The following is a 24,855-nucleotide window of genomic DNA, read 5'->3' as shown; positions in this document are numbered from 1 at the left end:
GGAATCGAACAGCTCAATGCCTGGCTATCTGGCGAACTTATGATTTTAAGGGGAAAATGGCGCGGTTGACGGGGCTCGAACCCGCGACCCCCGGCGTGACAGGCCGGTACTCTAACCAACTGAGCTACAACCGCGCATCTATTTCATGGCCTTTGTCCTGGACCAAGGTAGGCAGCGATGGCGCGGTTGACGGGGCTCGAACCCGCGACCCCCGGCGTGACAGGCCGGTACTCTAACCAACTGAGCTACAACCGCCCGCTGCATGTTCATTACTGAACGTTTGGGTGTATTATGGCCACGGTCGGGCAGCGTCAAGCGGCGTTTTGCAGTTTTTTGTCAGAATCCAATTTTTTGTTTGCCCGCTGTTTTTTGCCCGCGCGAATTGTTCAATTTCCCTTGCAGTGCACCCCCGCGGAAGATATGACCGCATGTCATGGGTGATTAGCTCAGTGGTAGAGCGCTTCGTTCACATCGAAGATGTCAGGAGTTCAAATCTCTTATCACCCACCACCCCCTTTTCGGATTTTCGCTTGGAGCCAGTGGGCTTGCCACGTCGCGCGTTCCACGGCTATCGTGTCCTATTTGGCCTGACAACAGGCCACACGCAAACGCTGAGGTCACCATGACGGGGTTGAAGCGCGACATTGGCCTTCTGGGACTGACCTTCATTTCAGTCGGAGGAATCATCGGCTCGGGCTGGTTATTCGGCCCCCTTCTGGCCGTTCAGCATGCAGGGCCCGCGGCTACGATCTCGTGGATTATCGGCGCGGTTGCCATGTTCATTTTGGCCATCACCTTCGCAGAGATTTCCGCCATGCTGCCCATTCCCGGAGGGATCGCGCGCGTGCCTCAGTTTTCGCATGGCAACATCGTTTCGATGGCGATGGGATGGACTGCCTGGATCGGCTACAACACCACAGCGCCCATCGAAGTCGAGGCCATGTTGAAGTACCTGGCGCCGTATGCGCCCTGGCTGCATACGGCCGAGACAGGTGATTTAACCGGGGCGGGTATTTTCGTCGCGCTGGTTTTCATGCTGCTGTTCGTCGCGGTGAATGCGCTTGGGGTTAAGTTCTTCACGCGCGTCAATGCTGCGCTGACCTGGGCCAAGATCGCCATACCAGTTGTCCTGTCCGTTCTGCTTGTCGCAAGCCGGTTCAACACCGAGAACTTCACACAGCCCGATGGTTTTGCGCCCTACGGCGCGCAGGGAATCATGGCCGCCGTTTCCACCGGGGGCGTTATTTTTTCATTCATCGGCTTTCGCCATGTAGTTGATATGGCTGGCGAAGTTCGAAATCCAAAATTTGCAATTCCGGCCGCATTGGTGTTGTCGATAGTTCTGTGCGCCGTCATCTACCTTGGCTTGCAAGTGGCCTTCATCGGTGCGCTGGACCCATCCATGCTGTCCAAAGGATGGGCACAGTTGAGCTTTGGGGGTGAAGGACCACTGGACGCCATCATCATGTCCGTTGGGCTGGTCTGGTTTCTGAGCCTGCTGAATGTCGGATCCGTGATAGGCCCTTTTGGAAACGGACTGGTCGCAACCGGGTCGAACGCCCGTATCGCCCTCGCCCTTTCAAAAAACGGGTTCCTGCCCAGACGGTTGCAGGTTTTATCGTCTTTCGGGGTTCCACTGTGGGCGCTGGGGCTGAACTTTGTGATCGGAACGGTTTTCCTGCTGACAGTACCCTTTACCACCGTCATTGCCTTGAACGGTGCGGCCATCGTCTTGTCATTTGCCGTCGGGCCCATCGCCGTGGTTTGCCTGAGAAACCTTATGCCAGATCATCCCAGATCGATCCGAATACCGGCCGTGCGTCTTGTCGCGCTGTCCGCTTTCGCCATCGCCACGCTGATCGTCTATTGGAGCGGATGGGACACGGTCTGGCGGCTTGGCATTGCGCTGATTGTCGGGAAAATTCTGTTGCTGATCCGGTTCCGGGGACGTTTGGATGAAATGGACGTTACCGAGGCTCTGTGGCTTGTGCCTTATTTCTCAGGCCTTGGGCTGATCTCATTCCTTGGGCAATTCGGAGCCGGATCGTTGAAACAGATCCCGTTTGGGTGGGACCTTCTACTTTGTATCCTGTTTTCGTCGATCATTTTTGTTCTTGCCGTCCGCTCGGCACTGCCATCGAAAAATTCAATGAATACATAGCCGAAGAAGAAATACTTGATGCAAAGCAACCCGTCATTGGATTGTAAAAAAGGCAGGGCATTCGCCCCGCCTTTTTCATTCTCTCAATCTGCTTAGTGCGCAGTGGCCGATGGCCCGGTCGTTTCAGACGAGGCTGCAGCGGCCGCGGCGGCCTCCTCGGCGGCTTCGTCCCACTCAATCGGTTCCGGTGTACGAACCAGAGCGTGCTCAAGAACCTCCGAGACGTGCTTGACCGGGATGATTTTCAGCCCTTCCTTCACATTGTCCGGGATATCCGCCAGGTCTTTTTCGTTTTCCTCTGGGATCAGGACCGTCTTGATACCACCGCGCAACGCAGCCAACAGTTTCTCTTTCAAGCCACCGATCGGCATTGCGTTCCCGCGCAACGAAACCTCGCCCGTCATGGCGATATCCTTGCGTACGGGAATGCCCGTCAGAACCGATACGATCGATGTCACCATCGCCAGACCCGCTGACGGACCATCCTTGGGCGTTGCACCATCGGGCACGTGCACATGGATGTCGATCTTGTCGAACTGAGGCGGCTTCACTCCGATCTTGGGAGAAATCGACCGCACATATGACGATGCCGCATCGATGGATTCTTTCATCACATCGCCCAGCTTGCCTGTCGTCTTCATCCGACCTTTGCCGGGCAGTTTCAACGCCTCGATATGCAACAGATCGCCCCCGACCGAGGTCCAGGCCAGACCGGTCACGACACCAATCTGGTCGTCCTGCTCGGCCAGACCATAGCGGAACTTGGGCACACCCAGGAACTCATCCAGATTATCCGGCGTCACCGTCACAGTGTCCGCCTCTTTCTTGATAATCTTGGTCAGCGACTTTCGCGCAACCTTGGCGATTTCACGTTCAAGGTTCCGCACACCGGCCTCGCGGGTATAGGTGCGGATTATCTTTTGCAGCGCCTCATCGGTCAGTTCGAATTCCTTGGCTTTCAGACCATGGTTTTTGACCTGCTTGGCGATCAGGTGCTGTTTGGCGATCTCGCGCTTTTCATCCTCGGTATAGCCGGCTAGTGGGATGATCTCCATCCGGTCCAGCAAAGGCCCGGGCATGTTGTAGCTGTTGGACGTGGTCAGGAACATCACGTTCGACAGGTCATATTCGACCTCCAAGTAGTGGTCCATGAACGTGTTGTTCTGTTCCGGGTCCAACACTTCCAACATCGCCGAGGCCGGGTCACCACGGAAGTCCTGCCCCATCTTGTCAATTTCATCGAGAAGGATGAGCGGGTTGGTGGTTTTCGCCTTTTTCAGCGCCTGAATGATCTTGCCGGGCATCGAACCGATATAGGTCCGGCGGTGGCCGCGGATCTCGGATTCGTCGCGCACCCCACCCAAGCTAATGCGAATGAACTCGCGCCCCGTGGCTTTGGCGACCGATTTACCTAAACTGGTCTTGCCCACACCCGGAGGGCCGACAAGGCACAGGATCGGGCCTTTCAGCTTTTTCGAACGCTGCTGAACCGCCAGATATTCGACGATCCGCTCTTTGACCTTTTCAAGGCCATAGTGATCGGCGTCCAGAATATCCTGCGCACGACCCAGATCCTTTTTGACGCGGGATTTGGTACCCCACGGCAAAGACAGAATCCAGTCTAGATAATTGCGCACCACGGTTGCTTCGGCTGACATGGGCGACATGTTCTTGAGCTTCTTCAGCTCGCCTTCCGCCTTCTCGCGCGCTTCCTTCGACAGCTTGGTCTCGGCGATCTTGGCTTCCAGTTCGGCGATCTCGTTCGCGCCGTCCTCGCCATCGCCAAGCTCTTTCTGAATGGCCTTCATCTGCTCATTCAGATAATACTCGCGCTGGGTCTTCTCCATCTGGGATTTGACGCGGGTCTTGATCTTTTTCTCGACCTGCAGAACCGACATTTCGCCCTGCATCAGGCCATAAACTTTTTCAAGCCGCTCGCTGACGCTGAGTGTTTCCAGCAGGTCCTGCTTTTGTTCGACCTCGATGCCCAGATGGCCCGACACAAGGTCGGCCAGCTTTGCCGGCTCGGTGGTTTCACCCACGGCCGTCAGCGCTTCTTCGGGGATGTTCTTGCGCACCTTGGCATAGCGCTCGAACTCGTCCGCAACGGTGCGCAACAGGGCTTCGGTCGTGGTGACGTCACCCGGGATTTCGGTCAGATATTCCGCCCGTGCTTCGAAAAACAATTCGTTTTCAAGAAACTCGGTGATCTGCACGCGCGCCTGCCCTTCGACAAGCACTTTGACGGTGCCGTCGGGCAGTTTCAGCAGCTGCAACACATTGGCCAGAACACCGGATCGGTAGATACCGTCCTCATCCGGGTCGTCTACGCCGGGATCGATCTGGCTGGACAGCAGAATTTGTTTGTCATCCTGCATCACCTCTTCCAGCGCGCGTACCGATTTGTCTCGGCCCACGAAAAGCGGCACGATCATATGCGGGAACACCACGATATCGCGCAGCGGCAGGACGGGGTAAGAGGAATTCAGAGGCTCTTGCATGCTCTATCCTTATCGTTGGCAAGACGGCGCTTGTCCCTCATCGAGGCAACATCCGGCCATCTCCTGTCTTGGACGATAAAGGTGGGGCCTCATCGCCCTTTTTCAACCTTACCGCCATGTATCGTGTCGCAGCATGAACCGAGGTTTTCGGGACTGCAAGATGTCCCGGGAACATATCCACCGAAATTAGTGCGACATGCATATGCAATGCGCATATTCACTATCAGAACACCTGCTGCACCGCCCGGGACAGAAAAAAACCGCGGCCATCGAGGTTGCGGCATTCCAGACCTTTCGTGGAAGAGGCGCAGGTAAATCCTCCGAACCGACCGGTGACACCGTATTCCGCACGGTCAAATCCGTCCCGGTTCCGATTCAGCGGCTGGCACAGCATTTCCACGGGACCGGTGTCGAACATCTGAAAATCATGCCCCCCAGTCAGATTGACAGTTCGCGGGGCGCGGCAACGCCGGAGGGCCGTATCTTTTTATGATCGTGCACCGAGTGTCCGAGGACTCGGCGCCTTCGCCCACAGAGCACTGAGTGTTTTCGGATGGGGTTTCAAAGGTCCAGACATCTGCAATTGCAGGGCTTGTACAAAAAAATGACTGCGCCGAGGAAAAGGCGGAACATCAACAGTTCTCCGGGTCACATACAAAAACAACTTTGAATAAAGTTGTTTCAGAATACCGGAAGACCCCGCAATTGTCACCTGAACGGACAGGTTACAGGGGCTCGATATCGCCCTGCGCGCGTTGCGCGTGGAACGCGGCCTGCCACGCCTCAAATGAGCCTTCAGCGATCGCGTCCCGCATGCCCTGCATGATTTCCTGAAAGTAATGAAGGTTGTGCCAAGTCAGTAACATGCCCGAGATCATCTCGTTGGCGCGAAACACATGGTGCAGGTAAGCACGTGAATAGTTCGAACAGGCCGGGCAAGAACAGTTTTCATCCAGCGGGCGTGGATCGTCCGCATGACGCGAGTTCTTGATGTTCACGACGCCATGGCGCGTGAACACCTGACCGGTACGGCCCGAACGCGAGGGCAGAACGCAATCCATCATGTCGATCCCACGCGCCACTGCTCCGACTATGTCATCCGGTTTGCCAACGCCCATCAGGTAACGTGGCTTGTCCTTGGGCAGGAAATCAGGCGCATAATCCAGACAGTCGAACATGGCCTCTTGCCCCTCGCCCACTGCCAGACCGCCAACGGCGTAGCCTTCGAAACCAATCTTCTTCAACGCTTCGGCGCTTTCTTCCCGCAGGTCCCGCTCGAGACCACCCTGCATGATTCCGAACAGAGCATGCCCCGGACGATCCCCAAAGGCGTCACGGGACCTGTCGGCCCAACGCATCGACAAACGCATGGATTCGGCGATCCGGTCGCGATTTGCAGGCAATGCAGGGCACTCGTCGAAGCACATCACGATGTCGGACCCCAGAAGGCGCTGAATTTCCATTGATCTTTCTGGCGTCAGCTCGTGCTTCGATCCATCAATATGGGATTTGAAGGTCACACCCTTTTCGGTCAGCTTGCGCAAACCGGCCAGCGACATGACCTGAAACCCCCCCGAGTCCGTCAGGATCGGCCGGTCCCAGTTCATGAACTTGTGCAACCCGCCCAAACGATCAATCCGCTCGGCCGTGGGGCGCAGCATCAGGTGATAGGTGTTGCCCAGCAGGATGTCGGCCCCGGTGGCCCGGACGCTTTCCGGCATCATCGCCTTGACCGTCGCGGCGGTACCAACTGGCATGAAGGCAGGTGTCCGCACCTCGCCACGCGGAGTGTTGATCACACCAGTGCGCGCCTTGCCGTCTGTGGCCTTGAGCTTGAAAGAGAATTGCTGGGTCATGTTATTGCCTCGGATCGCCGAACCGGGCAGGATTTGCCCGATCCGATCGGTCTTTGCAACCCGTCAGGGCAAGGATGCAACGCGGTCAGTAAACAGACGCACGACCCCCGCTCCATCCACATCACGACAAACACCAACTGCGGGACGATCCCGGTCAGGTTGCGTCGCACCTATCCGGTCGCCTTCCGTCACAACACGCAGCCCGGTTTCGACCACGTCGAACATGGCCCCGTGCGAACAGGCGATCACAGCGGTTGAATCATGCAGACCGCACCCTTCCAATCCGCCGATTTCTTTATAGAATTTCAGATAAAACCGAGAGATATCACGCAGAAAAGATCCCATGCCGGGCGATTTTTGAGCCAGCGCCTCGAAATCCGCGGTCTCGTAAAGTGTTTTCAGGGTAACGTCCAAACCAACCAGCACGGTCTCGGGCGGTGCGGAAAAGACCGCATCCGCGGCAACCGCATCGTGATAAATGTTGGCTTCTGCATGGTCGGTAACGTTGCCCTTGCAGTAGACGGCACCGCCCATGATCACCAACCGGCCGAGATTACCGGCAAATTCCGGGTCCAATCGCATGGCGTTGGCAATGTTGGTCAGCGGTCCGACCGCACACACGACCAATTCGTTTTTGTGCTTCCGGGCCATCTCGGCCAGAAACTCTGCGGCAGGAAGATCATGATTCCGTCCGATCTCGGGTATCTCGGTCAGATCGCCAAACCCTTCGGGACCATGGACATGGTCCGATGGGACGTGCATGTCAGCCCCCAACGGGAAAGGCGCGCCTTCCGCCACCGGAAGGTCCAGGCCCAGCTTGTCCAGCAGGAAACGGGCATTGCGGCTGGACTGATGAACATGCGTATTGCCGAACACCGTGGTCAGGCCGATCAGGTCAAATTCAGGCGCAGCGGCGGCATAGGCAATCGCCATGGCATCGTCGATGCCGGGGTCTGTATCGATTATCAGTTTCATTCCCGCCCGATACCGCAAACAAGCCGGGATGCAAAGCAGTCACAGCAGTTCGGTTCAATGCTGAATTCCCGTAGTGAGGCGTTTGCATCCGCCAGCTTTCCCTCCATACCAGAGTTGAAATCGAGCGACTCAACCATATATGTATACCATAGTACACAATAAAAAGAGGACAGAATGACCGAAGATCAGATCATCGGACTGCTTTCGTCAAACATTATTTACCTGCTGGCCGCCGTGCTGGTGGTCATCGTTATTTTCAAGGGCATCAAGATCGTTCCGCAATCCGAAAAATACGTGGTTGAACGGTTTGGACGCCTGCATTCGGTGCTTGGCCCCGGCATCAATTTCATTGTTCCGTTACTGGACGTTGCACGCCACAAGATCTCGATCCTTGAACGCCAGTTGCCGAACGCGACCCAAGACGCGATCACCAAGGACAACGTGCTGGTGCAAATCGACACCTCTGTCTTCTACCGAATTCTCGAACCGGAAAAGACGGTCTATCGTATCCGCGACGTTGATGGAGCGATTGCAACCACGGTTGCCGGTATCGTTCGCGCCGAGATCGGCAAGATGGACCTGGACGAAGTGCAGTCGAACCGTGCACAGTTGATCACACGCATTCAGGAAAGCGTCGAAACAGCAGTGGATGATTGGGGAATCGAAGTGACCCGGGCCGAGATTCTGGATGTGAATCTGGATCAGGCCACGCGCGATGCCATGCTGCAACAGCTGAACGCAGAACGCGCCCGCCGTGCGCAGGTGACCGAAGCCGAAGGCAAAAAACGCGCCGTCGAATTGCACGCCGATGCTGAGCTGTACGCAGCGGAACAAACCGCCAAAGCGCGGCGCATTCAGGCCGAGGCCGAGGCATACGCGACAGGCGTCGTCGCCAAGGCCATTCAGGACAATGGCATCGAGGCTGCGCAGTATCAGGTTGCGTTGAAACAGGTTGAAGCCCTTAATGCACTGGGCAACGGTTCCGGCAAGCAGACCATAGTTGTGCCCGCCAATGCTCTCGAAGCCTTTGGTGACGCGTTCAAAATGCTCAAAGGAGGTAGATGATGGCTGATCCCTTTTGGCTGACTTGGTGGATCTGGCTGGCCGCCGCGCTGGCTCTGGGGATCCTGGAAATCGTTTTGCCCGGATTCATCTTTCTGGGCTTTGCGATCGGGGCCGCGATCACCGGTCTCATTCTTGTCATCCCCGGTCTGACACTGTCATTGCATGTGATCGCGCTGATCTTCGCAGTTCTTTCGTTGATCGCATGGCTAGTCCTGCGCCGGCTTTTTGCCTTGCCGCATGGTCAGGTCAAAACCTTCACGCATGACATCAATGACTAAGACACAGTGACGCTCACCCGAGCGTCACGCCCCTACTGGACGCTGTTGCAGGTATTCCCTATATAATCACTCAGGCAACTGACCCGAGGCAAAGATGACCCACCCGAGCGAACAGTTTGAAGGCACCCCGCTGATTGCGCCGTCAACGATTGAACACCCGCTGTACGAGGCAGTCGTCGAAGCGTGCCGCACGGTTTACGATCCGGAAATTCCGGTCAACATCTATGACCTGGGCCTGATCTATACGATCGACATTTCTCCGGACAACGCCGTGAAGGTCATCATGACCCTGACCGCACCCGGATGTCCGGTCGCGGGCGACATGCCTGGCTGGATTGTCGAGGCGATTGAACCTGTTGCGGGCGTCAAGGAAGTCGATGTCGAACTGACCTGGGAACCGCCCTGGGGCATGGAAATGATGTCGGATGAGGCGCGCCTGGAATTGGGCTTTATGTAGCCATCAGGCACTTGCCCTTCCAACCGTCACGAAAACTTGGCATTTTCGTCACCTTATCTTGCAGTCCCCGTCACACTCCAGACGGATATCATCTTAAGGTGGCCGTCGCGTATACGGTGCCGTGGGCTGGGCACGCCATGACCGCCCCCCGCTTCCCAGCTCAAGAATATGGGCCGTTCTTGCCCGAGAACGGTCCTTTTTTGTTCCGACAACGACGATCAATTCAGATTGCAGGTTTCCTTGATCTCTGCCGTTCTGGCATCCAGTTGCTTGACGTAGTCACCTGACAGCATTTGCAGCCTTTTTTGCTCGGTTCCCGTGACCAGCCCCAACAGAGCCCCGGCAGGTGTTATGGCGGCAATGCTTTCCAGTTGTTTGTCTTCCGCATGTTTCTTTTCCGATGCAATCGCGCGCAGATCCCCTTCTGCCGTTGCACAATTCACCGGGTGCCGTTCGGATCCCGTGGCCGCCCCAGCTTCGTCGGACATCGCGCACACGCTTACGGAAAAAAGTGCGGCCGCAAGTAAAGCTACTTTAACTTTCGACCCTAAATAATTCATATTTCTACCACTTCATGTCATGCCATCTATTCGGACGGGGTTCCAAAACGTCATAAGACCGATGCTAACCCCGCCTCCCGTATCAAAGCAAGTTTGCAGAGCGGCGACGCAGAAACACTAAGCTTTCCAGCGAATTCAATTTCTTTACACGACATTGCCTTGAGCAAAAGAGCCTTGGCCCCTAGATTGGGTGTAACGCGCGACAACGGAGATTTACATGTTCGGCATCCCCGGCAAACAGGCTGTGACAATGACGCCCAAAGCCGCAGAACAGATTACCCGCCTGATGAAATCAGGCGGTCACGCTGGTTTGCGCATCGGCGTCAAAAAAGGCGGCTGTGCAGGCATGGAATATACCATGGAGTATGTTGATCACGCAGATCCTCATGACGAAGTGGTCGAACAGGATGGCGCGCGCATCATGATTGCGCCCATGGCCCAGATGTTCCTGTTCGGAACCGAAATCGATTACGAAGTGTCGTTGTTGGAATCCGGCTTTAAGTTCAAGAACCCGAACGTCGTCGACGCCTGCGGCTGTGGAGAATCGATCAAATTCGACGAAAGCATCGGCCAACAAGGCTAAGCCCGCCTCATCCCTTTTCATTTGAACGTCGCATGCGGGCCGATCTTCGATGTTTGCGCCCGGGATCAGCATGCGAGCAGAATTGTAAGATGGTCCTTACAATGCTATCCGCATGCTAAAATCATCGGATGATCAGGGAGATACCGAAATGCGGCAGAAGCTGGCGGCTGGAAACTGGAAAATGAATGGGACCGGCGCTGAGTTGACCGAGTTGAAGGCGCTGTCTCAGATCCACCCGGCAGCCTCGGTGGATATCCTGATTTGCCCGCCGGCAACATTGCTCAGCCGCGCATCAATTGCCGTTCAGGGCACCGCCATCTCTGTCGGTGGTCAGGACTGTCATGCCGCAAAATCAGGCGCGCATACCGGAGATATCAGTGCGGATATGCTGGTGGATGCCGGTGCAACATCGGTCATCCTGGGCCATTCCGAGCGCCGCGTGGACCACGGTGAACATGACGAAGATGTGCGGGCCAAGGCGCGCGCAGCGATGGATGCAGGTTTGAAGGCGATCATTTGCGTCGGTGAAAGCCTTGAGCAGCGCGAAGCGGCCAATACGCTCGACATCATCGGCGGCCAGATGTCCGGGTCGATCCCGGATCAGTCGACCGGCGAGAACCTGATCGTCGCATATGAACCGATCTGGGCAATTGGCACCGGCAAAGTTCCCACCCTGGAAGAAATCGGGGACGTTCACGACTTCATGCGCGCCCGGCTGGAGCGCCGCTTTGGCGAAGGCGTGGGCCGTTCCGTCCGCCTGCTTTATGGCGGCTCGGTGAAACCCGGCAACGCGGCGGATATATTTTCAGTTTCCAACGTCGATGGCGCACTTGTGGGCGGGGCCAGCCTGAAAGCGTCTGAATTCTCGGGAATCATTCAAGCGCTGGAAGGCGCCTGATTCCAGACTTCGTCCCGCAGTTTCTTCGGCTCAAGGATCGGTTTTTTCAATAGATCGTCGCTTGAACGCGATGCGGTCAGGGTTGTTCACTGCAACAGGCCCCTCCCCTTTGATCGCAAAAAATCCTGCCTTGCGCACGAAATTCCGTGAGTTGACGAAGAGACGCGGGGTTCCGAACTGAGCGATGGGAAGCGAACAAATTGCACTGGGCAATGGCGAGGTATGCGGGAACAGGTTTTCTGACGCCCCGCCTTGCGCAGGGCTTCCATCTGTTCCAGCACGGTCGGGTTGCCGCCCTGTACAGGCTGATTGCGACCTTGTGAGACAACTCCGCCATCCCGCGCCAGAACCGATTTGATGCGACATCCGCCGTCGTCAAATCCGGCCTTCGCCTTTTCAGGAGCCACGCAAAATGCGTCTGTCAGAGCCGGTCAAAATTCCGAGCTCCGCTTCGAGTGTGTGCTGTAAACTGCCGAAGTACTTTGGCTTGGCAAGTCAAGCACATCAGGCCAGCTTCATCACCACAAGGCCTGTCACGATCAGAACCGCAGCTGCGATCCGCGCAGGTGCCAGGGCTTCGCCAAGAAACAGAATACCGACACTGAACGCCCCCACCGCACCGATCCCAGTCCAGATCGTGTATGCGGTGCCCAACGGTAAGTCGCGCATTGCAAGCGCCAGCAGACCAAATGAGCCCAACATCGAAACGCCCATCACGGCCGTCGGCCACAATCGGGTAAAACCGGCCGACTGCTTCATGGCAACCGCCCAGACAATTTCCAAAAGGCCAGCAAACAGAAGAAAGATCCAGGGCATAAGACAACCTCATATCCGTACGGGTCGTCCCGAATGATGTCCCAGAAAGCAGAGGTCGTCCTCTGTGCCTCAGATAAGAACCCATCGCGTGGTTTCAAGACACGAAAAAGCCGGGCAGTTGACACCACCCGGCTTTGTTCAGTTTTCAGACAGTCTAGTTGGTTATTATTTCCGGCCCCATGAACGTGTTGGGCAGGAAGGTCGATATCCACGGAATATACGTCACCATGATCAGGAAGACGAACAGCACCGCAAGGAAGGGCAGCGCCGCCTTCACAACGCTCATCATCGGCATACCCGCAACACCCGAAGTCACGAACAGGTTCAGACCGACCGGAGGCGTGATCATCCCGATCTCCATATTGACCACCATGATGATACCCAGATGGATCGGGTCAATGCCCAGCTCGATAGCGATCGGGAACACAAGGGGCGCCACGATAACCAACAGGCCTGACGGTTCCATGAACTGACCGCCGATCAGCAGGATCACGTTCACCACGATCAGGAAAGCGACAGGGCCAAGGCCGGCCGACAACATCGCTTCGGCGATATGCTGCGGCACCTGCTCGTCGGTCAGAACATGCTTGAGTATCAGCGCGTTGGCGATCACGAACAGCAGCGTGACCGTCAGCTTGCCTGCCTCGAACAGCGTATGCTTGGTGTCCGGGTGAAAGAACGCCGTGATCAGCGCATAGGGTTTTTTCAGCAGCGGCAGGTTCTGTGTGCCTTCTTCCGTGCTCAGCGGGCCCATGTCCTTGTACACAAAGCTGGCAATGAAGAACGCGTAGACTGCGGCAACTGCGGCGGCTTCGGTCGGGGTGAAGATGCCACCATAGATACCACCCAGAATGATGACGATCAGGAAAAGACCCCAACCGGCCTCGCGGGCCGAGGTAAAGACCTCTCCCCAGCCTTTCCATTCCCCCTTGGGCAGGTTCTTGACCTTGGCCATGACATAGATGGTGATCATCAGCATCAAACCGGCCATCAGACCGGGAATAACCCCCGCAAGGAACATGCGCCCAACCGAGACTTCAACAGCGGCGGCATATACGACCATGACGATGGATGGAGGGATCAGAATACCCAATGTCCCCGCGTTGCAGATCACACCGGCGGCAAATTCCTTGGAATAGCCCACCTGACGCATCCCCGCGATGACGATCGAGCCGATGGCGACCACGGTCGCCGGGGACGACCCGGACAGGGCTGCGAACAGCATACAGGCAAAGACGCCCGCAATCGCCAGACCGCCGGGCAAATGCCCGACACAGGCGATCGAGAACCGGATGATCCGTCGTGCGACACCACCTGTAGTCATGAAGGACGACGCCAGGATGAAGAACGGGATCGCCAGCAGGGTAAAATGCCCTTCAAAAGCCTCGAACAGCGTACCCGCGACGGACGCGAGTGAACTGTCTGAGTAGATCAGCAGAAACAGGGTCGAGCTGAGGCCAAGCGCAACTGCAATCGGCACACCGATCAGCAGCAGGCCGACGACCATCGAGAAAAGAAGTACGACGTCCATCAGTTATGCTCTCCTTGCTGAGCGCGGACTTCTTCGATCTCGTCCTCGACTTCGTGGCTGGCGACAAGGCGATCCGTTTCGCCACGCCATATCTGAACGGCAACCTGGGCGAACCGGATCACCAGCAGCAGCATCGATACCGGCAGCACCAGATAAGGCACCACTTTGGGAAGCTTCTCGTACCCTTCGCCATAGTTGATCAGGTCTTCCAGAAACCGCAGCGGAGCGACCATCGGGATATCGTCCACCTCATAGAAACTCTGGCTGCGGGCGTCGAAGTTGAACCCGGTCGGGAACCAGCGTCCGGATGTCGGCGGCAGATCCGCGAAAACCGCCCAATAGTCATAGGCGCCCTTCAGCAACAGCAGTGAAAACACCAGACAGCACCCCACGGCGATGAGCGCCAGAATGCGACGCGGCGCCGGGGCCAGCATGTTCAGGATCGCATCAACACCCAGATGAGAGTGTTTCTTGACCGCGTAAGAGGCACCAAGCAGCACCAGCCAGCCAAAAGTGAACACCGTCAGTTCAAGCGCCCACAGGATATTGGAATTGAAAACAAACCGCGCGATCACGTTGGCAAATGTCACGACCGTCATCAGGCCCAACAGACACGCGATCAGGGTTTCTTCGATATGGTCGACCAGCCCGCCTTGGCCGGAATTCGCACCAGACATCTTTCTGTCCCCGCATTTTTTGTGATGAGAGAGTGTTGGGCGGGCTTGTTCAGCCCGCCCGGCCAGCGCGTCAATTACTCCCCAGTCCCCGGACGCGCGGCCTTTGGCCAGATTCAGAAGCCGGCGTTGATGGCCTGAGCCGCGTCGATCTTGTCCTGACCCACGTCACCTGCGAACTGGTCCCAAACGGGTTTCATCGCATCAACCCAGGCCTGACGCTGTTCCGGGGTCAACTCGCGGATGACTCCGCCTGCTTCAACGATCGAAGCTTTGGCTGCTTCGTTCACGGCAAAGGCTTCTTTGTTCCTTGTTTCCGTGACTTCAGCCAGAATGGTCAGGAACTGATCACGCACGTCCGGATCCAGGCTGTCCAGCCAGTCCACAGAGGTCACGACCAGATAGTCGATGATGCCATGGTTCGTCTCGGTGATGCCGTCCTGCACTTCGAAGAACTTCTTGCCATAGATGTTCGACCAGGTGTTTTCCTGACCATCCACAACCCCCTGTTGCAGCGCGCCGTAAACTTCCGAGAACGCCATTTTCTGCGGGCTGCCACCAATAGCCTCCATCTGTGCCACCAGAACGTCCGAAGACTGCACGCGGAACTTCAGGCCGTTTGCGTCGGACGGATCGACCAGCGGCTTGTTGGCCGACATCTGCTTCATGCCGTTGTGCCAGAAGGCCAGCCCCTGAAGGCCACGGCGCTGCATGCTGTCCTTCATCGCCTGACCATCAGCCGAAGCCTGGAATGCATCCACAGCGTCGATGTTCTTGAACATGAACGGCAGGTCAAACAGGCGGAACTGCTTGGTGAACTTCTCGAACTTCGACAGTGACGGCGCGGCAAGCTGAACGTCGCCCTGCAACATCGCCTCCAGCACCTTGTCGTCGTTGTACAGTGTCGAGTTCGGATAGACCTCCACGCACATCACGCCGTTCATCTCATCATTGACGCGCTGTTCCAGCAGCGATGCGGCGATGCCCTTGGGGTGTTTGTCAGTGTTGGTCACATGCGCGAACTTGACGACGATTTCACCATCGTCACAGGCTGCCATCCCTGCGGTGGCTGTGACTGTCAGCGCCAGAGCGGTCGCTGCCGTTGTCAGGAATTTCATCTGTCTTTTCCTCCCAGACTTCCTTGAAATTGTCCTTCGACACCAATTCGGTATCAGATGCAGCGAAGTGAAACGAATCGGCACGATCCACTCAACGATTTGTTTTCTGTCCCTCGATTTTCTATTTAGTGATTTTCTTTCAGAAGGTTATAAAGCGCTTTGCAATGAATATTGGACCCATTCGAAACCCCGAGTGCGAGATTCCGCACAGCAATCTTCCAGTTTGTGCGAAAATCCGCACACGCCGCGAATCAAAACCCCCGAATCAACTGACGCGAAACCGCAGCCCGCGACAGCGGGCTGCCCGGCCCAACAGCTTTAGACGCATGTTAATGCGGAAAAAGGTGGCGGGAGCCCGGCCGTTACCGTCGGTAATCCTCGGCCCGAATCTGGTACCGTGCCAGCTTGTCGTAAAATGTCTTGCGCGGCAGTTTCAATGCCTTCGCCGCATCTGATGCCTTGCCGTTGTGACGACCCAGCGCCGCGATGAGCAGCGACCGCTCCACCCGCGCCATCTGTTCGCTAAGGCCCAGGTCTGTTGCCTGCGCGACTTCTTCCGGCATTCCCAGCACGAAGCGCATCGCGGCTGACATCAGGGATCGCGCATTCCCCGGCCAGTCGCTGGCCATAAGCGACGCCAGATGCTCGGACGAGATTTCCGGCGCCACGATCCCCGCCTGTTCCGCGGCCTGTGCAACGTAATGGCGGAAGATCACCGGAATGTCGTCGGGGCGTTCTGCCAGCGATGGAATACGAACCCGCATGACATCCAGCCTGTAAAACAGGTCTGCATTGAACCGGCCTTCAGAACTCAGCGCCGACAGATCAGCGGTCGTTCCCGCAATGATACGCCCGCCCGGTCCATGCTCGATGATCTCCAACGCCGCAAATTGCGTGGCATGGGGCATGGCCGACACTTCGTCCAGAAACAATGACCCACCTGCCGCATCTTCACAGCTCTTGGCCAAGTCGTCGGGGCTGAGGCTGGAGGCCGTGCGTTTGACAAATGGTCCCTGCCCTGCTGGCGACATCAGATGCACGACCTCGGCGACCTTCGAGATGCCGCTGCCCGGCGGTCCCGTCACAAGAACCTCGGCGCCTGTTGGCGCAACGGTCCGAACCCGTTCGCGCAGGGCCTCGGCCTGCGGCGACAGTCCGAACAGCAAACGCGCGGCGGGGTCTCCTCGTTCCAGCTCGGATTTTGCCGCTCTTTGCTCCAATATCTGCGAACGGGCTGCAAACGCGCGTTCAAGCACCTCGAGAAGGTCGGACGCGGCGCACGGCTTTTCCAGAAAATCGAACGCGCCCTTTCCCATGGCATCGACGGCCATGGGAATATCGCCCTCACCCGTCAGAAGAACCACGGGAAGATCCGGATCGACCTCTCGGGCATAAGACAAAAGATGGAACCCGTCCCGCCCCGGCATGCGTATATCCGAGATGATGACACCAGGAAACTCGCGGCTGATGTGATCCTTGGCCGCCACAAAGGATCCGGCGGTCGTTGGCTGATAGTCCGCCAATTCCAGAGTTTGAGACAAGGCCTCGCGTACGGCGACATCATCATCGACCAACAAAACCCTGCGCATCACGCGGCCTCTTCCTTGTCGCAGGGTTCCAGTTCGACGGTAAACATGGCCCCATCCGCCGTGTTCGCGCCCCTTATGTCCCCACCAAAGCTTTGAACCAGCCCGTAGGAAATGGAAAGCCCCAGCCCCAAACCTTCTGACGATCCAACGCTTTTCGTGGAATAGAAGGGCTCGAACATCCGGTCGGGATCTTCAATGCCCGGGCCAGTATCCTGCAAGGAAACGCTCAATCGTGCACCTTTTCGCAGCGTTATCGTTATAATCCGTTTTGGTCGTCCCAGCATTGCATCCGCCGCATTGTTGATCAGATTCACGAACACCTGCACCAAACGTACTTCACCCCCCCAAACATACACAGCCCCATTCGGGGGGGCCCAGTTCAGGGTTACATTGTCGTCTCGCAGGCGGGCCTCGGTCAGTTCAACAGCAGTGTTGAGAACCTGAATCAGGTCAACCCGTCCCATCGGTTCGCTTTCGTTGCGGGCAAAGGCGCGAAGGTTCTTGATGATCCGCGCCATCCGCGCCGCCATTTCCGAGATCCGGCCCAGATTCTCGGCAGCCATTTCAGGTTTTCCCCGCGTCATGAACGCTGAACCGTTATCCGCAAATTGCCGTATGGCCATAAGCGGCTGGTTCAGTTCATGGCTGATGCCCGCCGACATTTGCCCCAAAGCGCTGAGCTTTCCGGCCTGCACCAGGTCTGCCTGGGCCCGCCGCAGCGCCGCCTCGGCTTCTTCCCGTTCCGCCACTTCCTTGCGCAAACTGGCATTTGCCACTGTCAGGTCATGGGTGCGTTTGGCCACACGGCTTTCCAGAACGGCATTCGCTTCGGCCAACGCCCGCCGCCGCTCCATGGCTAGAAAGAGCATGGCCCCAAAGGCCAGACAGATCGCTGCGACGGCCGCCGCCTGAAGCCTGGCGAGCTGAAGGGCCGGCGCCACGTCCACCAGCACCTCGGCAGTCATGTCGATCACCGGCAAATCAAGGGTCAGATGCAGCGCATCGCGCGGCAGGTAACGCCCCCAGTTCAAGTGCCACAACTCGTGCCTGCCGACCTGTTTCGAAGAAAAATCGACGGTCGCACCATCTGGCGGCGTCAATCCCGCCTCACCGTCCGCCCGGCGCCAGAACAGCAGGTCGGATCTGTTGGAAATGAAAACGACACCATCTGAATCGACAAAGAAAACCGCCTCGGTACTGCCGCGCCACGTTTGTTCAACGTCCTGAACATCAGCAACGACCATCAACGCGCCTTCAATCTGGCCAGACGGGCCAAAAGTGGGGGCGGCATAGGAATAGATCCGGTCTTCGCCCGACGGTACAACCTCATGCGCACTGCCCAAGGCGCCCTGCATCGCACGGCGGAAAGCCGGATGATGGGCCATGTTGCGCTGGGACACAGGCTGCGCCGATACCAGCACCTGCCCCTTCGTATCCAGATACATCATGTTTACGGCGGCCGTTTTGTCAGCGACGTCCAGCAGCGTTGCCCGGGCTTGGCGAATACCGGCCTGCGTATCCAGTTCATGCAAAACGGGATGAGTTGCCATCAGCACGGCAAGTTCCTGATACACTTGCATCTGCGTGCTCAGCCGGTCAGCCGCCAACTCAAGATCTGCCTCTGCCTTCTCGCTCAGCTGAGACAGGGCCTGTCGATAGCCATAAGACCAGACAAACCCCGACAATAACCCAACGGCGAGCAAAAAAACGGAAATGAACCAAACCCTGTGCATAGACAGGGTCTTGCATTCAATGCGCCGCATGGCAAGTGTGCGGCGCATGAAGTCTTTTTCGCAATCACCGACAGACCCGGGTTTCGTCCAAAACCCCTACCCGTTCTACGACAAGGCGCGAGGCTCGGGCGATCTGTTCTATTGGCAGGACTATGGTATGGTCGCCGCGGTTTCATACCGCGCGGTTCGCGCCCTGTTTCGGGACCGCAGGTTTGGCCGCGAGGTACCGCCCGAACTGGCAGAGCAAGGTCCCGCCCATCTGGCGCCTTGGCTGGCCATCGAGGCCCATTCACTGCTTGAGGCAGAACCACCAAGGCACACACGCCTTCGGTCATTGGTGATGCGCGCCTTCACGTCACGGGCGATTTCTGCGCTGCAACCTTCCATCGAAGAACTGTGCCACAACCTGATCAAAGATTTCCCTCGGAACACATTCGACCTGTTGGAAGCCTATTGCACTCAGGTTCCGGTGGTCACGATCTGCCGGCTTCTGGGCGTCCCCGAAGCCATGGCGCCCGATCTGTTGCAATGGTCTCACGATATGGTTGCCATGTATCAGGCCAATCGCACGCAGGACACCGAAGACGGGGCCGCCAAATCATCTAAGAAATTCACCGAATTCCTGAAGGAATACATAGAGCTGCGGCGCAATGATCCCCGCGACGATCTGATAACCCGGTTGATAAGCGCCGAGGAAGAAGGCCAGAAACTGTCACTGGACGAGCTGGTTGCTACCTGCATCCTGCTGCTCAACGCTGGCCATGAGGCTACCGTGCACTCACTGGGGAACGGGGTGAAAACCCTGTTGCAGACCCGCACCGCCCCTGACGCCCTGGCACCGGATGGACTCGACGGAACCATCGAAGAAATCCTGCGCTATGACCCGCCTCTGCACATGTTCACACGTTACGCGTATGAGGACGTGGATCTGTTCGGCCATTCATTCAAACGTGGCGATCAAGTGGCACTGTTGCTTGGCGCGGCCAACCGCGACCCCGCTGTCTGGGCTGAACCGAACACGTTTCAGCCGAACCGTCCGATTGAAGTCAACACAAGCTTTGGGGGCGGAATTCATTTTTGTGTCGGGGCACCTCTGGCGCGTCTGGAAATGCGCATTGCTTTGCCGATCCTGTTCGAAAGCTGTCCAAACCTGCAACTGACTGCGCCGCCGCTTTATTCGGACAGCTATCACTTTCACGGGCTGAATCAGCTGCTGGTCAGACCTTAGCAATCACCTTCCGCATACCTACACGATCCCTCTGGCGATTTTGCTTCCGGCCGGATGAAAACACCCATCAGCTCATCTGGCTCTAAGCCCATTGAAAGACACGGGCGGAGGAGCCGCGGTCGAGTGTTCTAAGCCCCCTCTGCCAACGCATTCAGCGGCAGCATCGTTGTGGACTTGATCTCTTCCATGGACAACAACGCCGTGACGTTGTGCACGCGCACCTCCGAGATGAGCGACTGATAGAACTGATCATAGGCACGCGCGTTTTTAACCCGGACTTTCAGGATATAGTCGATATCACCCGCCAACCGGTGCGCCTCTTGCACTTCGGGGTGATCCTTCAATGCTTTCAGGAATTTACGTTGCCAGTCCGCCTCATGTTCCGAGGTGCGGATCAAAACAAAAAAGGTGGCTTCGAACCCAAGTGCCTCGGCATCCAGCAGCACCGTTTGCTGGCCGATGATTCCCGCCCCCTTGAGCTTGCGAATGCGATTCCAGACAGGCGTCTTTGAACTGCCGACCCGAGCCGCAATTTCGTCCAATGATTGGCCTGCGTCCCGTTGCAGCTCGGCCAGAATTTTTCGATCCGTGTCATCTATCCGCACCGACATTCCAATTTTCCTTCTGTTTCGACACCTATGTTCCGGCTTTTCCGAAAATCGGAACATTTGTCCTTATTTTAGCGGTGATATGGCGCTTCGGTGGGAATATTTCCTATATTAAGGGTCAAGTCAAACAATGTCCGAGACGATCCGATGCAGGATTTTCACACAACCAGTCCCAAAGGTCATGTCGACTTTGTCGGCGCCGGACCCGGTGACCCCGAATTGCTGACGCTCAAGGCGTTGGCCGCATTCGGGCGCGCGGATGTGGTGCTGCATGATCGCCTGATCAGCAAGCCTGTGCTGGACATTGCCGCCCAGAACGCCGCTTTGGTCGATGTCGGCAAGGCCGGTTTCGGCCCCTCGTGGAAGCAAAGCGATATCGACGCGCTTCTGGTTGAACACGCCCTGAATGGCAACCGTGTGGTGCGCCTGAAATCGGGGGATCCCACGGTTTTTGGTCGTCTAGACGAAGAAATCGAGGCCGTCGATGCGGCCGGCATTTCCTGGCAGATCATTCCCGGCATCACGGCGGCCTCTGCCGCAGTGGCTGGCATCGGTCAAAGCCTGACTCGCCGCGGACGCAACTCATCGGTGCGTTTTTTGACCGGGCACGACATGCAGGGTTTTGCGGATCACGATTGGAACGCTTTGGCCAAGCCGGGTTCCGTGGCGGCAATCTACATGGGCAAGAAGTCCGCTCGGTTCATTCAGGGTCGCCTGATCATGCACGGCGCCGATCGCGTCACTCCCATTACCCTGGTCGAAAATGCCTCGCGTCCCGACCAACGGATTTTGGCCACCACTTTGGACCAGTTGCCCACCGATCTGGCCGCCGCCGAAATGGATGGACCGGCCCTGACCTTCTATGGCCTTGCCCCGCGCGAAGCGGCGCAGGCTGTAACCGAATTCAACAAGGAGCTTGCCTGATGGCCCGCGCTTTTACCCCCAAAGTCGTCACTGCAAATGACTTGCTCGAAGGTGACGTGATTTATCTGACCGAAGATGACCGCTGGTCCCGTGACCTGAGCGAGGCAGAACTGATCACCGACGAGGCGCATGCGCAGGTTCGCCTGCTGGATGCCGCGCGTCAGGCAAACAAAATTGTGGGCGCCTATCTGGCCGATGCCGTTGCTGGCGAAAACGGCCCCGAGCCCACCCATTTCCGGGAAGACTTCCGCCGCACTGGTCCGTCCAACTATGCCCACGGCAAACAGGAAGCTTCCCCGCAGCCCCGGGCCTGACCTCTGGCCCTTCTCTCTCCCCTTCAAGGCCCCAGGTTCGGGGCTGCAACCAAGGACAGCTAGACATGTATCGCTACTCCGAGTTTGACAAAGATTTTCTGGCAGAGCGTAACGCGCAGTTCCGCGCTCAGGTCGAGCGCCGCATCGACGGTTCGCTGACCGAAGATGAATTCAAGCCGCTGCGCCTGATGAACGGCCTGTATCTGCAACTGCACGCATACATGCTGCGGGTCGCCATTCCCTACGGCACGCTGAACAGCGCACAAATGCGCCAACTGGCTCTGCTGGCTGAAAAGTGGGACAAGGGGTATGGCCATTTCACCACCCGTCAGAACATCCAGTACAACTGGCCGAAACTGAAAGATGTGCCAGACATGCTGGACGCGCTGGCCGAGGTGGGCATGCACGCCATCCAGACCTCGGGCAACACCATCCGCAACGTGACGGCCGACCATTTCGCCGGTGCCGCCGCGGATGAGGTCGCCGACCCGCGCCCCTATGCCGAACTGCTGCGCCAGTGGTCGACCGACCACCCGGAATTCCAGTTCATGCCGCGCAAGTTCAAGATCGCCATCACCGGTTCGGAAAACGACCGCGCCGTGATCAAAGCGCATGACATCGGCCTGCAACTGGTCGAACGTGACGGCGTTCTGGGTGCGCGCGTCATCGTCGGTGGCGGCCTGGGCCGTACGCCCATGATCGGCAAGGAACTGTCCGAATTCGTCGCATTCGATGATCTGCTGGCCTATCTGGAAGCCACCGTGTCGGTCTGGAACCAGATCGGTCGCCGCGACAACAAGTACAAGGCGCGCATCAAGATCACCGTGCATGAACACGGCATCGACGCCATCCGCGCCAAGGTGAATGAACGTTTCTTGCAGGTTCGCCCACAGTTCAAGGGCGCCGACATGGCGCTGCTGGATGAGATCAAAGGCCATTTTGCGCCTCCGGGCTTCCGCGAAGGTTCGGTTGCGTCGTTTGAAAGCGCCTATTCCAACGATCCGGTTTTCCGGTCGTGGGTCGATACCAACATCGCGCCCCACAAGAACGCGGACCACGCGATCGTTACGATCTCGATCAAGAAACACGGCCAGACGCCGGGTGATGCGACCGCCGAGCAGATGCGCGTGATGGCCGATCTGGCCGAAGAATTCGCCTATGATGAGCTGCGTATCAGCCACGAGCAGAACGTGATCCTGCCGCATGTCCACAAATCGGACTTGCCCGCGATCCACGCAAAGCTGAAGGAACACGAACTGGCCACCGCCAATATCGGGCTGATCAGCGATATCATCGCCTGCCCCGGCATGGATTACTGCGCGCTGGCGACGGCGCGCTCGATCCCGGTTGCTCAGGAAATTGCGACCCGCTTTGAAGATTTGAAGCTGGAGCATGACATCGGGCACCTAAAGATCAAGATCTCGGGCTGCATCAACGCCTGCGGCCACCACCATGTGGGCCATATCGGCATCCTGGGCCTGGATCGTGCAGGCGTCGAAAACTACCAGATCACTCTGGGTGGCGACGCCACCGAGACGGCCGCGATCGGCGACCGCACCGGTCCTGGTTTTGCCTATGATGAGATAGTGCCGGCCGTGGAACGCATCGTCGACACCTACCTGGATCTGCGCGAGAATGCTGAAGAAACCTTTCTGATGACTTATCGCCGCGTCGGCATGGAGCCGTTCAAGGCCGCCCTCTACCCCGAGGCTCGGGCGAATGCCGCTTGATCTGATTCAAACGGAACTGGGCAAAGACCGCAGCGACCTGACCGAGAAGGTCAACGCATTGAATGCCCGGTTCCGTCACCACAGCGCCCATGACGTGATGCATGGCGCCCTTGAAGAGATCGATGCGCTTGCTCTGGTCTCAAGCTTTGGCGCGGAATCGGTGGTGCTGCTGCACATGGCTGCGGTGATCGATAAGATGACGCCGGTGTTGTTCGTGGATACCCAATTGCTGTTCACCGAAACGCTGGAGTACCAGCAGGAAGTCAGCGAGCGCCTGGGGCTCAGGAACATCCGGATCATCCGGGCGGATGACGAAGAACTGCAACGCGAAGACCCCTATGGCGCGCTGCGCCTGCGGGATACGGATGCGTGCTGCAACCTGCGCAAGACCTTTCCCTTGCAGCAAGCCCTGACCGGGTATTGCGGTTGGATTACCGGCAGGAAACGGTTTCAGTCCGGCACGCGCGCCGCGCTCGAGTTTTTCGAGGTCGAAGACGGCACGGGCCGGATCAAGGTCAATCCGCTGGCCCATTGGGCGCCGGACGATGTGCGCGCCTATATGGAAGAAAACAACCTGCCCCGGCATCCGCTGGTGGCCAAGGGATACCCTTCGATCGGCTGTGCGCCCTGCACTTCGCCGGTGAAGGAAGGCGAAGACCCCCGCGCCGGCCGCTGGCGCGATCAGAATAAGGAAGAATGCGGCATTCATTTTGTCGATGGCAAGATGGTGCGCATCGGAGAAAAAACATGAACGTAATCGTAACAGATGAGGGCTTTTCGCCCGATGACTGGACCGACGGCTTTGTCACTCTGGATGATGCCGCGAATGACGTGGTTGCGCTGGACGTCAGCTCGGACACGGACCCGGATGAGCTTTTTGACCGTTTGGGCAGTGCCAAGCTGGTCCGGGTGGATTTTCCATCCTTTGCCGACGGTCGCGGCTTTACCATCGCCCGCACCCTGCGCCTTAAGGGCTATACAGGACGTTTGCGCGCCAAGGGTCATGTTCTGGCAGACCAGTACGCCATGGCGCGTCGCTGCGGCTTTGACGAAGTTGAGATTGACGGAGACCTGGCAGATCGCCAGCCCGAAGATCAGTGGCTTTCCCGGGCCAACTGGAAAGAGAACAACTATCAGGCGCGTTTGCGCGGTTAAAAGCCGCCCATCGCCGGCTTGAAACACAAAGGGGGCAATCTGTCCCCTTTTCCTGACTTGGATCAAAGATTAAACGGAGATGTCGGTTTAGCAGACCGGCA

At 57.5% G+C, this 24,855-nt stretch carries 24 protein-coding genes and 3 tRNA genes; 13 read left to right on the top strand and 14 right to left on the bottom strand.

Features of this window, described 5'->3' with window-relative positions:
- Window positions 1-57: 57 nt before the first annotated feature.
- Window positions 58-134 (bottom strand) — tRNA-Asp (locus tag ACR0I0_RS02665).
- 44 nt (window positions 135-178) lie between these two features.
- A tRNA-Asp gene (locus ACR0I0_RS02660) sits at window positions 179-255 on the bottom strand.
- A 180-nt stretch (window positions 256-435) separates the two neighbouring features.
- Between ACR0I0_RS02660 and ACR0I0_RS02655 the strand changes: the two genes are divergently transcribed.
- Both ACR0I0_RS02655 and ACR0I0_RS02650 read left to right on the top strand, forming a co-directional pair.
- A tRNA-Val gene (locus ACR0I0_RS02655) sits at window positions 436-510 on the top strand.
- 112 nt (window positions 511-622) lie between these two features.
- Window positions 623-2,161, top strand: a complete 1,539-nt coding sequence (locus tag ACR0I0_RS02650) for an APC family permease (RefSeq protein ID WP_480490087.1) — start codon at window positions 623-625, stop codon at window positions 2,159-2,161.
- 92 nt (window positions 2,162-2,253) lie between these two features.
- Here the strand turns inward: ACR0I0_RS02650 and lon are convergent, their stop codons facing one another.
- The 4 genes from lon to ACR0I0_RS02630 form a co-directional block, all read right to left on the bottom strand.
- Window positions 2,254-4,662 carry an endopeptidase La gene (lon, locus tag ACR0I0_RS02645; RefSeq protein ID WP_171632762.1) on the bottom strand — a complete coding sequence of 803 codons (2,409 nt, stop codon included), beginning with the start codon at window positions 4,660-4,662 and terminating at the stop codon, window positions 2,254-2,256.
- A 223-nt stretch (window positions 4,663-4,885) separates the two neighbouring features.
- Window positions 4,886-5,080: a DUF6636 domain-containing protein gene (locus ACR0I0_RS02640; RefSeq protein ID WP_480490086.1), complete on the bottom strand. Its 195-nt coding sequence runs from the start codon at window positions 5,078-5,080 to the stop codon at window positions 4,886-4,888.
- A gap of 307 nt (window positions 5,081-5,387) precedes the next feature.
- Entirely contained in the window at window positions 5,388-6,518 is a 1,131-nt protein-coding gene (gene tgt / locus ACR0I0_RS02635; protein WP_480490085.1) for a tRNA guanosine(34) transglycosylase Tgt, read from the bottom strand.
- A gap of 63 nt (window positions 6,519-6,581) precedes the next feature.
- Complete coding sequence (locus ACR0I0_RS02630) at window positions 6,582-7,493, bottom strand: nucleoside hydrolase (protein WP_480490084.1); 912 nt, start codon at window positions 7,491-7,493, stop codon at window positions 6,582-6,584.
- Window positions 7,494-7,667: 174 nt separating this feature from the next.
- Between ACR0I0_RS02630 and ACR0I0_RS02625 the strand changes: the two genes are divergently transcribed.
- The 3 genes from ACR0I0_RS02625 (at window position 7,668) to ACR0I0_RS02615 (ending at window position 9,293) form a co-directional block, all read left to right on the top strand.
- On the top strand, window positions 7,668-8,558 hold the full coding sequence (locus ACR0I0_RS02625; protein ID WP_171723352.1) for an SPFH domain-containing protein: 891 nt from the start codon (window positions 7,668-7,670) through the stop codon (window positions 8,556-8,558).
- Window positions 8,558-8,836: an NfeD family protein gene (locus ACR0I0_RS02620; RefSeq protein ID WP_171168340.1), complete on the top strand. Its 279-nt coding sequence runs from the start codon at window positions 8,558-8,560 to the stop codon at window positions 8,834-8,836. The genes ACR0I0_RS02625 and ACR0I0_RS02620 overlap by 1 nt, the downstream gene beginning before the upstream one ends.
- Window positions 8,837-8,930: 94 nt before the next feature.
- On the top strand, window positions 8,931-9,293 hold the full coding sequence (locus ACR0I0_RS02615) for an SUF system Fe-S cluster assembly protein (protein ID WP_152457849.1): 363 nt from the start codon (window positions 8,931-8,933) through the stop codon (window positions 9,291-9,293).
- A gap of 218 nt (window positions 9,294-9,511) precedes the next feature.
- On the opposite strand, the gene ACR0I0_RS02610 is transcribed toward ACR0I0_RS02615, so the two are convergent.
- A complete protein-coding gene (locus ACR0I0_RS02610; protein ID WP_245223392.1) occupies window positions 9,512-9,781 on the bottom strand; it encodes a hypothetical protein in 270 nt (89 codons plus the stop codon).
- A gap of 289 nt (window positions 9,782-10,070) precedes the next feature.
- Here ACR0I0_RS02610 and ACR0I0_RS02605 point away from each other — a divergent pair, with 289 nt between their 5' ends.
- Together ACR0I0_RS02605 and tpiA are read left to right on the top strand one after the other, a co-directional pair.
- The gene (locus ACR0I0_RS02605; protein WP_171632773.1) at window positions 10,071-10,436 is read left to right on the top strand and encodes a HesB/IscA family protein; all 366 of its coding nucleotides are present in this window, start codon (window positions 10,071-10,073) and stop codon (window positions 10,434-10,436) included.
- A 148-nt stretch (window positions 10,437-10,584) separates the two neighbouring features.
- The gene (tpiA, locus tag ACR0I0_RS02600) at window positions 10,585-11,334 is read left to right on the top strand and encodes a triose-phosphate isomerase (protein ID WP_210092297.1); all 750 of its coding nucleotides are present in this window, start codon (window positions 10,585-10,587) and stop codon (window positions 11,332-11,334) included.
- 504 nt (window positions 11,335-11,838) lie between these two features.
- On the opposite strand, the gene ACR0I0_RS02595 is transcribed toward tpiA, so the two are convergent.
- The 6 genes from ACR0I0_RS02595 to ACR0I0_RS02570 all read right to left on the bottom strand — a co-directional run bounded on the left by ACR0I0_RS02595 (window position 11,839) and on the right by ACR0I0_RS02570 (window position 18,843).
- The gene (locus tag ACR0I0_RS02595) at window positions 11,839-12,150 is read right to left on the bottom strand and encodes a DMT family transporter (RefSeq protein WP_480490082.1); all 312 of its coding nucleotides are present in this window, start codon (window positions 12,148-12,150) and stop codon (window positions 11,839-11,841) included.
- A 154-nt stretch (window positions 12,151-12,304) separates the two neighbouring features.
- Window positions 12,305-13,681: a TRAP transporter large permease gene (locus ACR0I0_RS02590; protein ID WP_171632781.1), complete on the bottom strand. Its 1,377-nt coding sequence runs from the start codon at window positions 13,679-13,681 to the stop codon at window positions 12,305-12,307.
- Entirely contained in the window at window positions 13,681-14,358 is a 678-nt protein-coding gene (locus ACR0I0_RS02585) for a TRAP transporter small permease (RefSeq protein WP_152457843.1), read from the bottom strand. The genes ACR0I0_RS02590 and ACR0I0_RS02585 overlap by 1 nt, the downstream gene beginning before the upstream one ends.
- A 113-nt stretch (window positions 14,359-14,471) precedes the next feature.
- Complete coding sequence (locus ACR0I0_RS02580) at window positions 14,472-15,473, bottom strand: DctP family TRAP transporter solute-binding subunit (RefSeq protein ID WP_171632783.1); 1,002 nt, start codon at window positions 15,471-15,473, stop codon at window positions 14,472-14,474.
- 362 nt (window positions 15,474-15,835) lie between these two features.
- Window positions 15,836-17,065, bottom strand: a complete 1,230-nt coding sequence (locus tag ACR0I0_RS02575) for a sigma-54-dependent transcriptional regulator (protein ID WP_480490079.1) — start codon at window positions 17,063-17,065, stop codon at window positions 15,836-15,838.
- The gene (locus ACR0I0_RS02570; protein WP_480490078.1) at window positions 17,062-18,843 is read right to left on the bottom strand and encodes a sensor histidine kinase; all 1,782 of its coding nucleotides are present in this window, start codon (window positions 18,841-18,843) and stop codon (window positions 17,062-17,064) included. Before ACR0I0_RS02570 ends, ACR0I0_RS02575 begins: the two co-directional genes overlap by 4 nt.
- Here ACR0I0_RS02570 and ACR0I0_RS02565 point away from each other — a divergent pair.
- On the top strand, window positions 18,842-20,023 hold the full coding sequence (locus ACR0I0_RS02565; protein WP_480490076.1) for a cytochrome P450: 1,182 nt from the start codon (window positions 18,842-18,844) through the stop codon (window positions 20,021-20,023). The genes ACR0I0_RS02570 and ACR0I0_RS02565 overlap by 2 nt on opposite strands.
- 128 nt (window positions 20,024-20,151) lie before the next feature.
- Here ACR0I0_RS02565 and ACR0I0_RS02560 read toward each other — a convergent pair whose 3' ends face one another.
- Entirely contained in the window at window positions 20,152-20,634 is a 483-nt protein-coding gene (locus tag ACR0I0_RS02560) for an Lrp/AsnC family transcriptional regulator (RefSeq protein WP_117869097.1), read from the bottom strand.
- 144 nt (window positions 20,635-20,778) lie between these two features.
- Between ACR0I0_RS02560 and cobA the strand changes: the two genes are divergently transcribed.
- From cobA to ACR0I0_RS02535, 5 genes are all read left to right on the top strand, one after another.
- Window positions 20,779-21,555, top strand: a complete 777-nt coding sequence (gene cobA / locus ACR0I0_RS02555; RefSeq protein WP_480490075.1) for a uroporphyrinogen-III C-methyltransferase — start codon at window positions 20,779-20,781, stop codon at window positions 21,553-21,555.
- Window positions 21,555-21,869 (top strand): DUF2849 domain-containing protein, encoded by a 315-nt coding sequence (locus tag ACR0I0_RS02550; protein WP_171328572.1) that lies wholly within the window; start codon window positions 21,555-21,557, stop codon window positions 21,867-21,869. Before cobA ends, ACR0I0_RS02550 begins: the two co-directional genes overlap by 1 nt.
- 65 nt (window positions 21,870-21,934) lie before the next feature.
- The gene (locus tag ACR0I0_RS02545) at window positions 21,935-23,599 is read left to right on the top strand and encodes a nitrite/sulfite reductase (protein WP_209833262.1); all 1,665 of its coding nucleotides are present in this window, start codon (window positions 21,935-21,937) and stop codon (window positions 23,597-23,599) included.
- A complete protein-coding gene (locus tag ACR0I0_RS02540; protein ID WP_171116163.1) occupies window positions 23,589-24,350 on the top strand; it encodes a phosphoadenylyl-sulfate reductase in 762 nt (253 codons plus the stop codon). Before ACR0I0_RS02545 ends, ACR0I0_RS02540 begins: the two co-directional genes overlap by 11 nt.
- On the top strand, window positions 24,347-24,754 hold the full coding sequence (locus tag ACR0I0_RS02535; protein ID WP_171116164.1) for a DUF934 domain-containing protein: 408 nt from the start codon (window positions 24,347-24,349) through the stop codon (window positions 24,752-24,754). Before ACR0I0_RS02540 ends, ACR0I0_RS02535 begins: the two co-directional genes overlap by 4 nt.
- Window positions 24,755-24,855 lie beyond the last annotated feature (101 nt).

The organism is Ruegeria sp. AG6, from assembly GCF_056541565.1.
The sequence above is the reverse complement of the archived record's forward strand: the minus strand, read 5'-3'. Positions and strand labels throughout refer to the sequence as shown.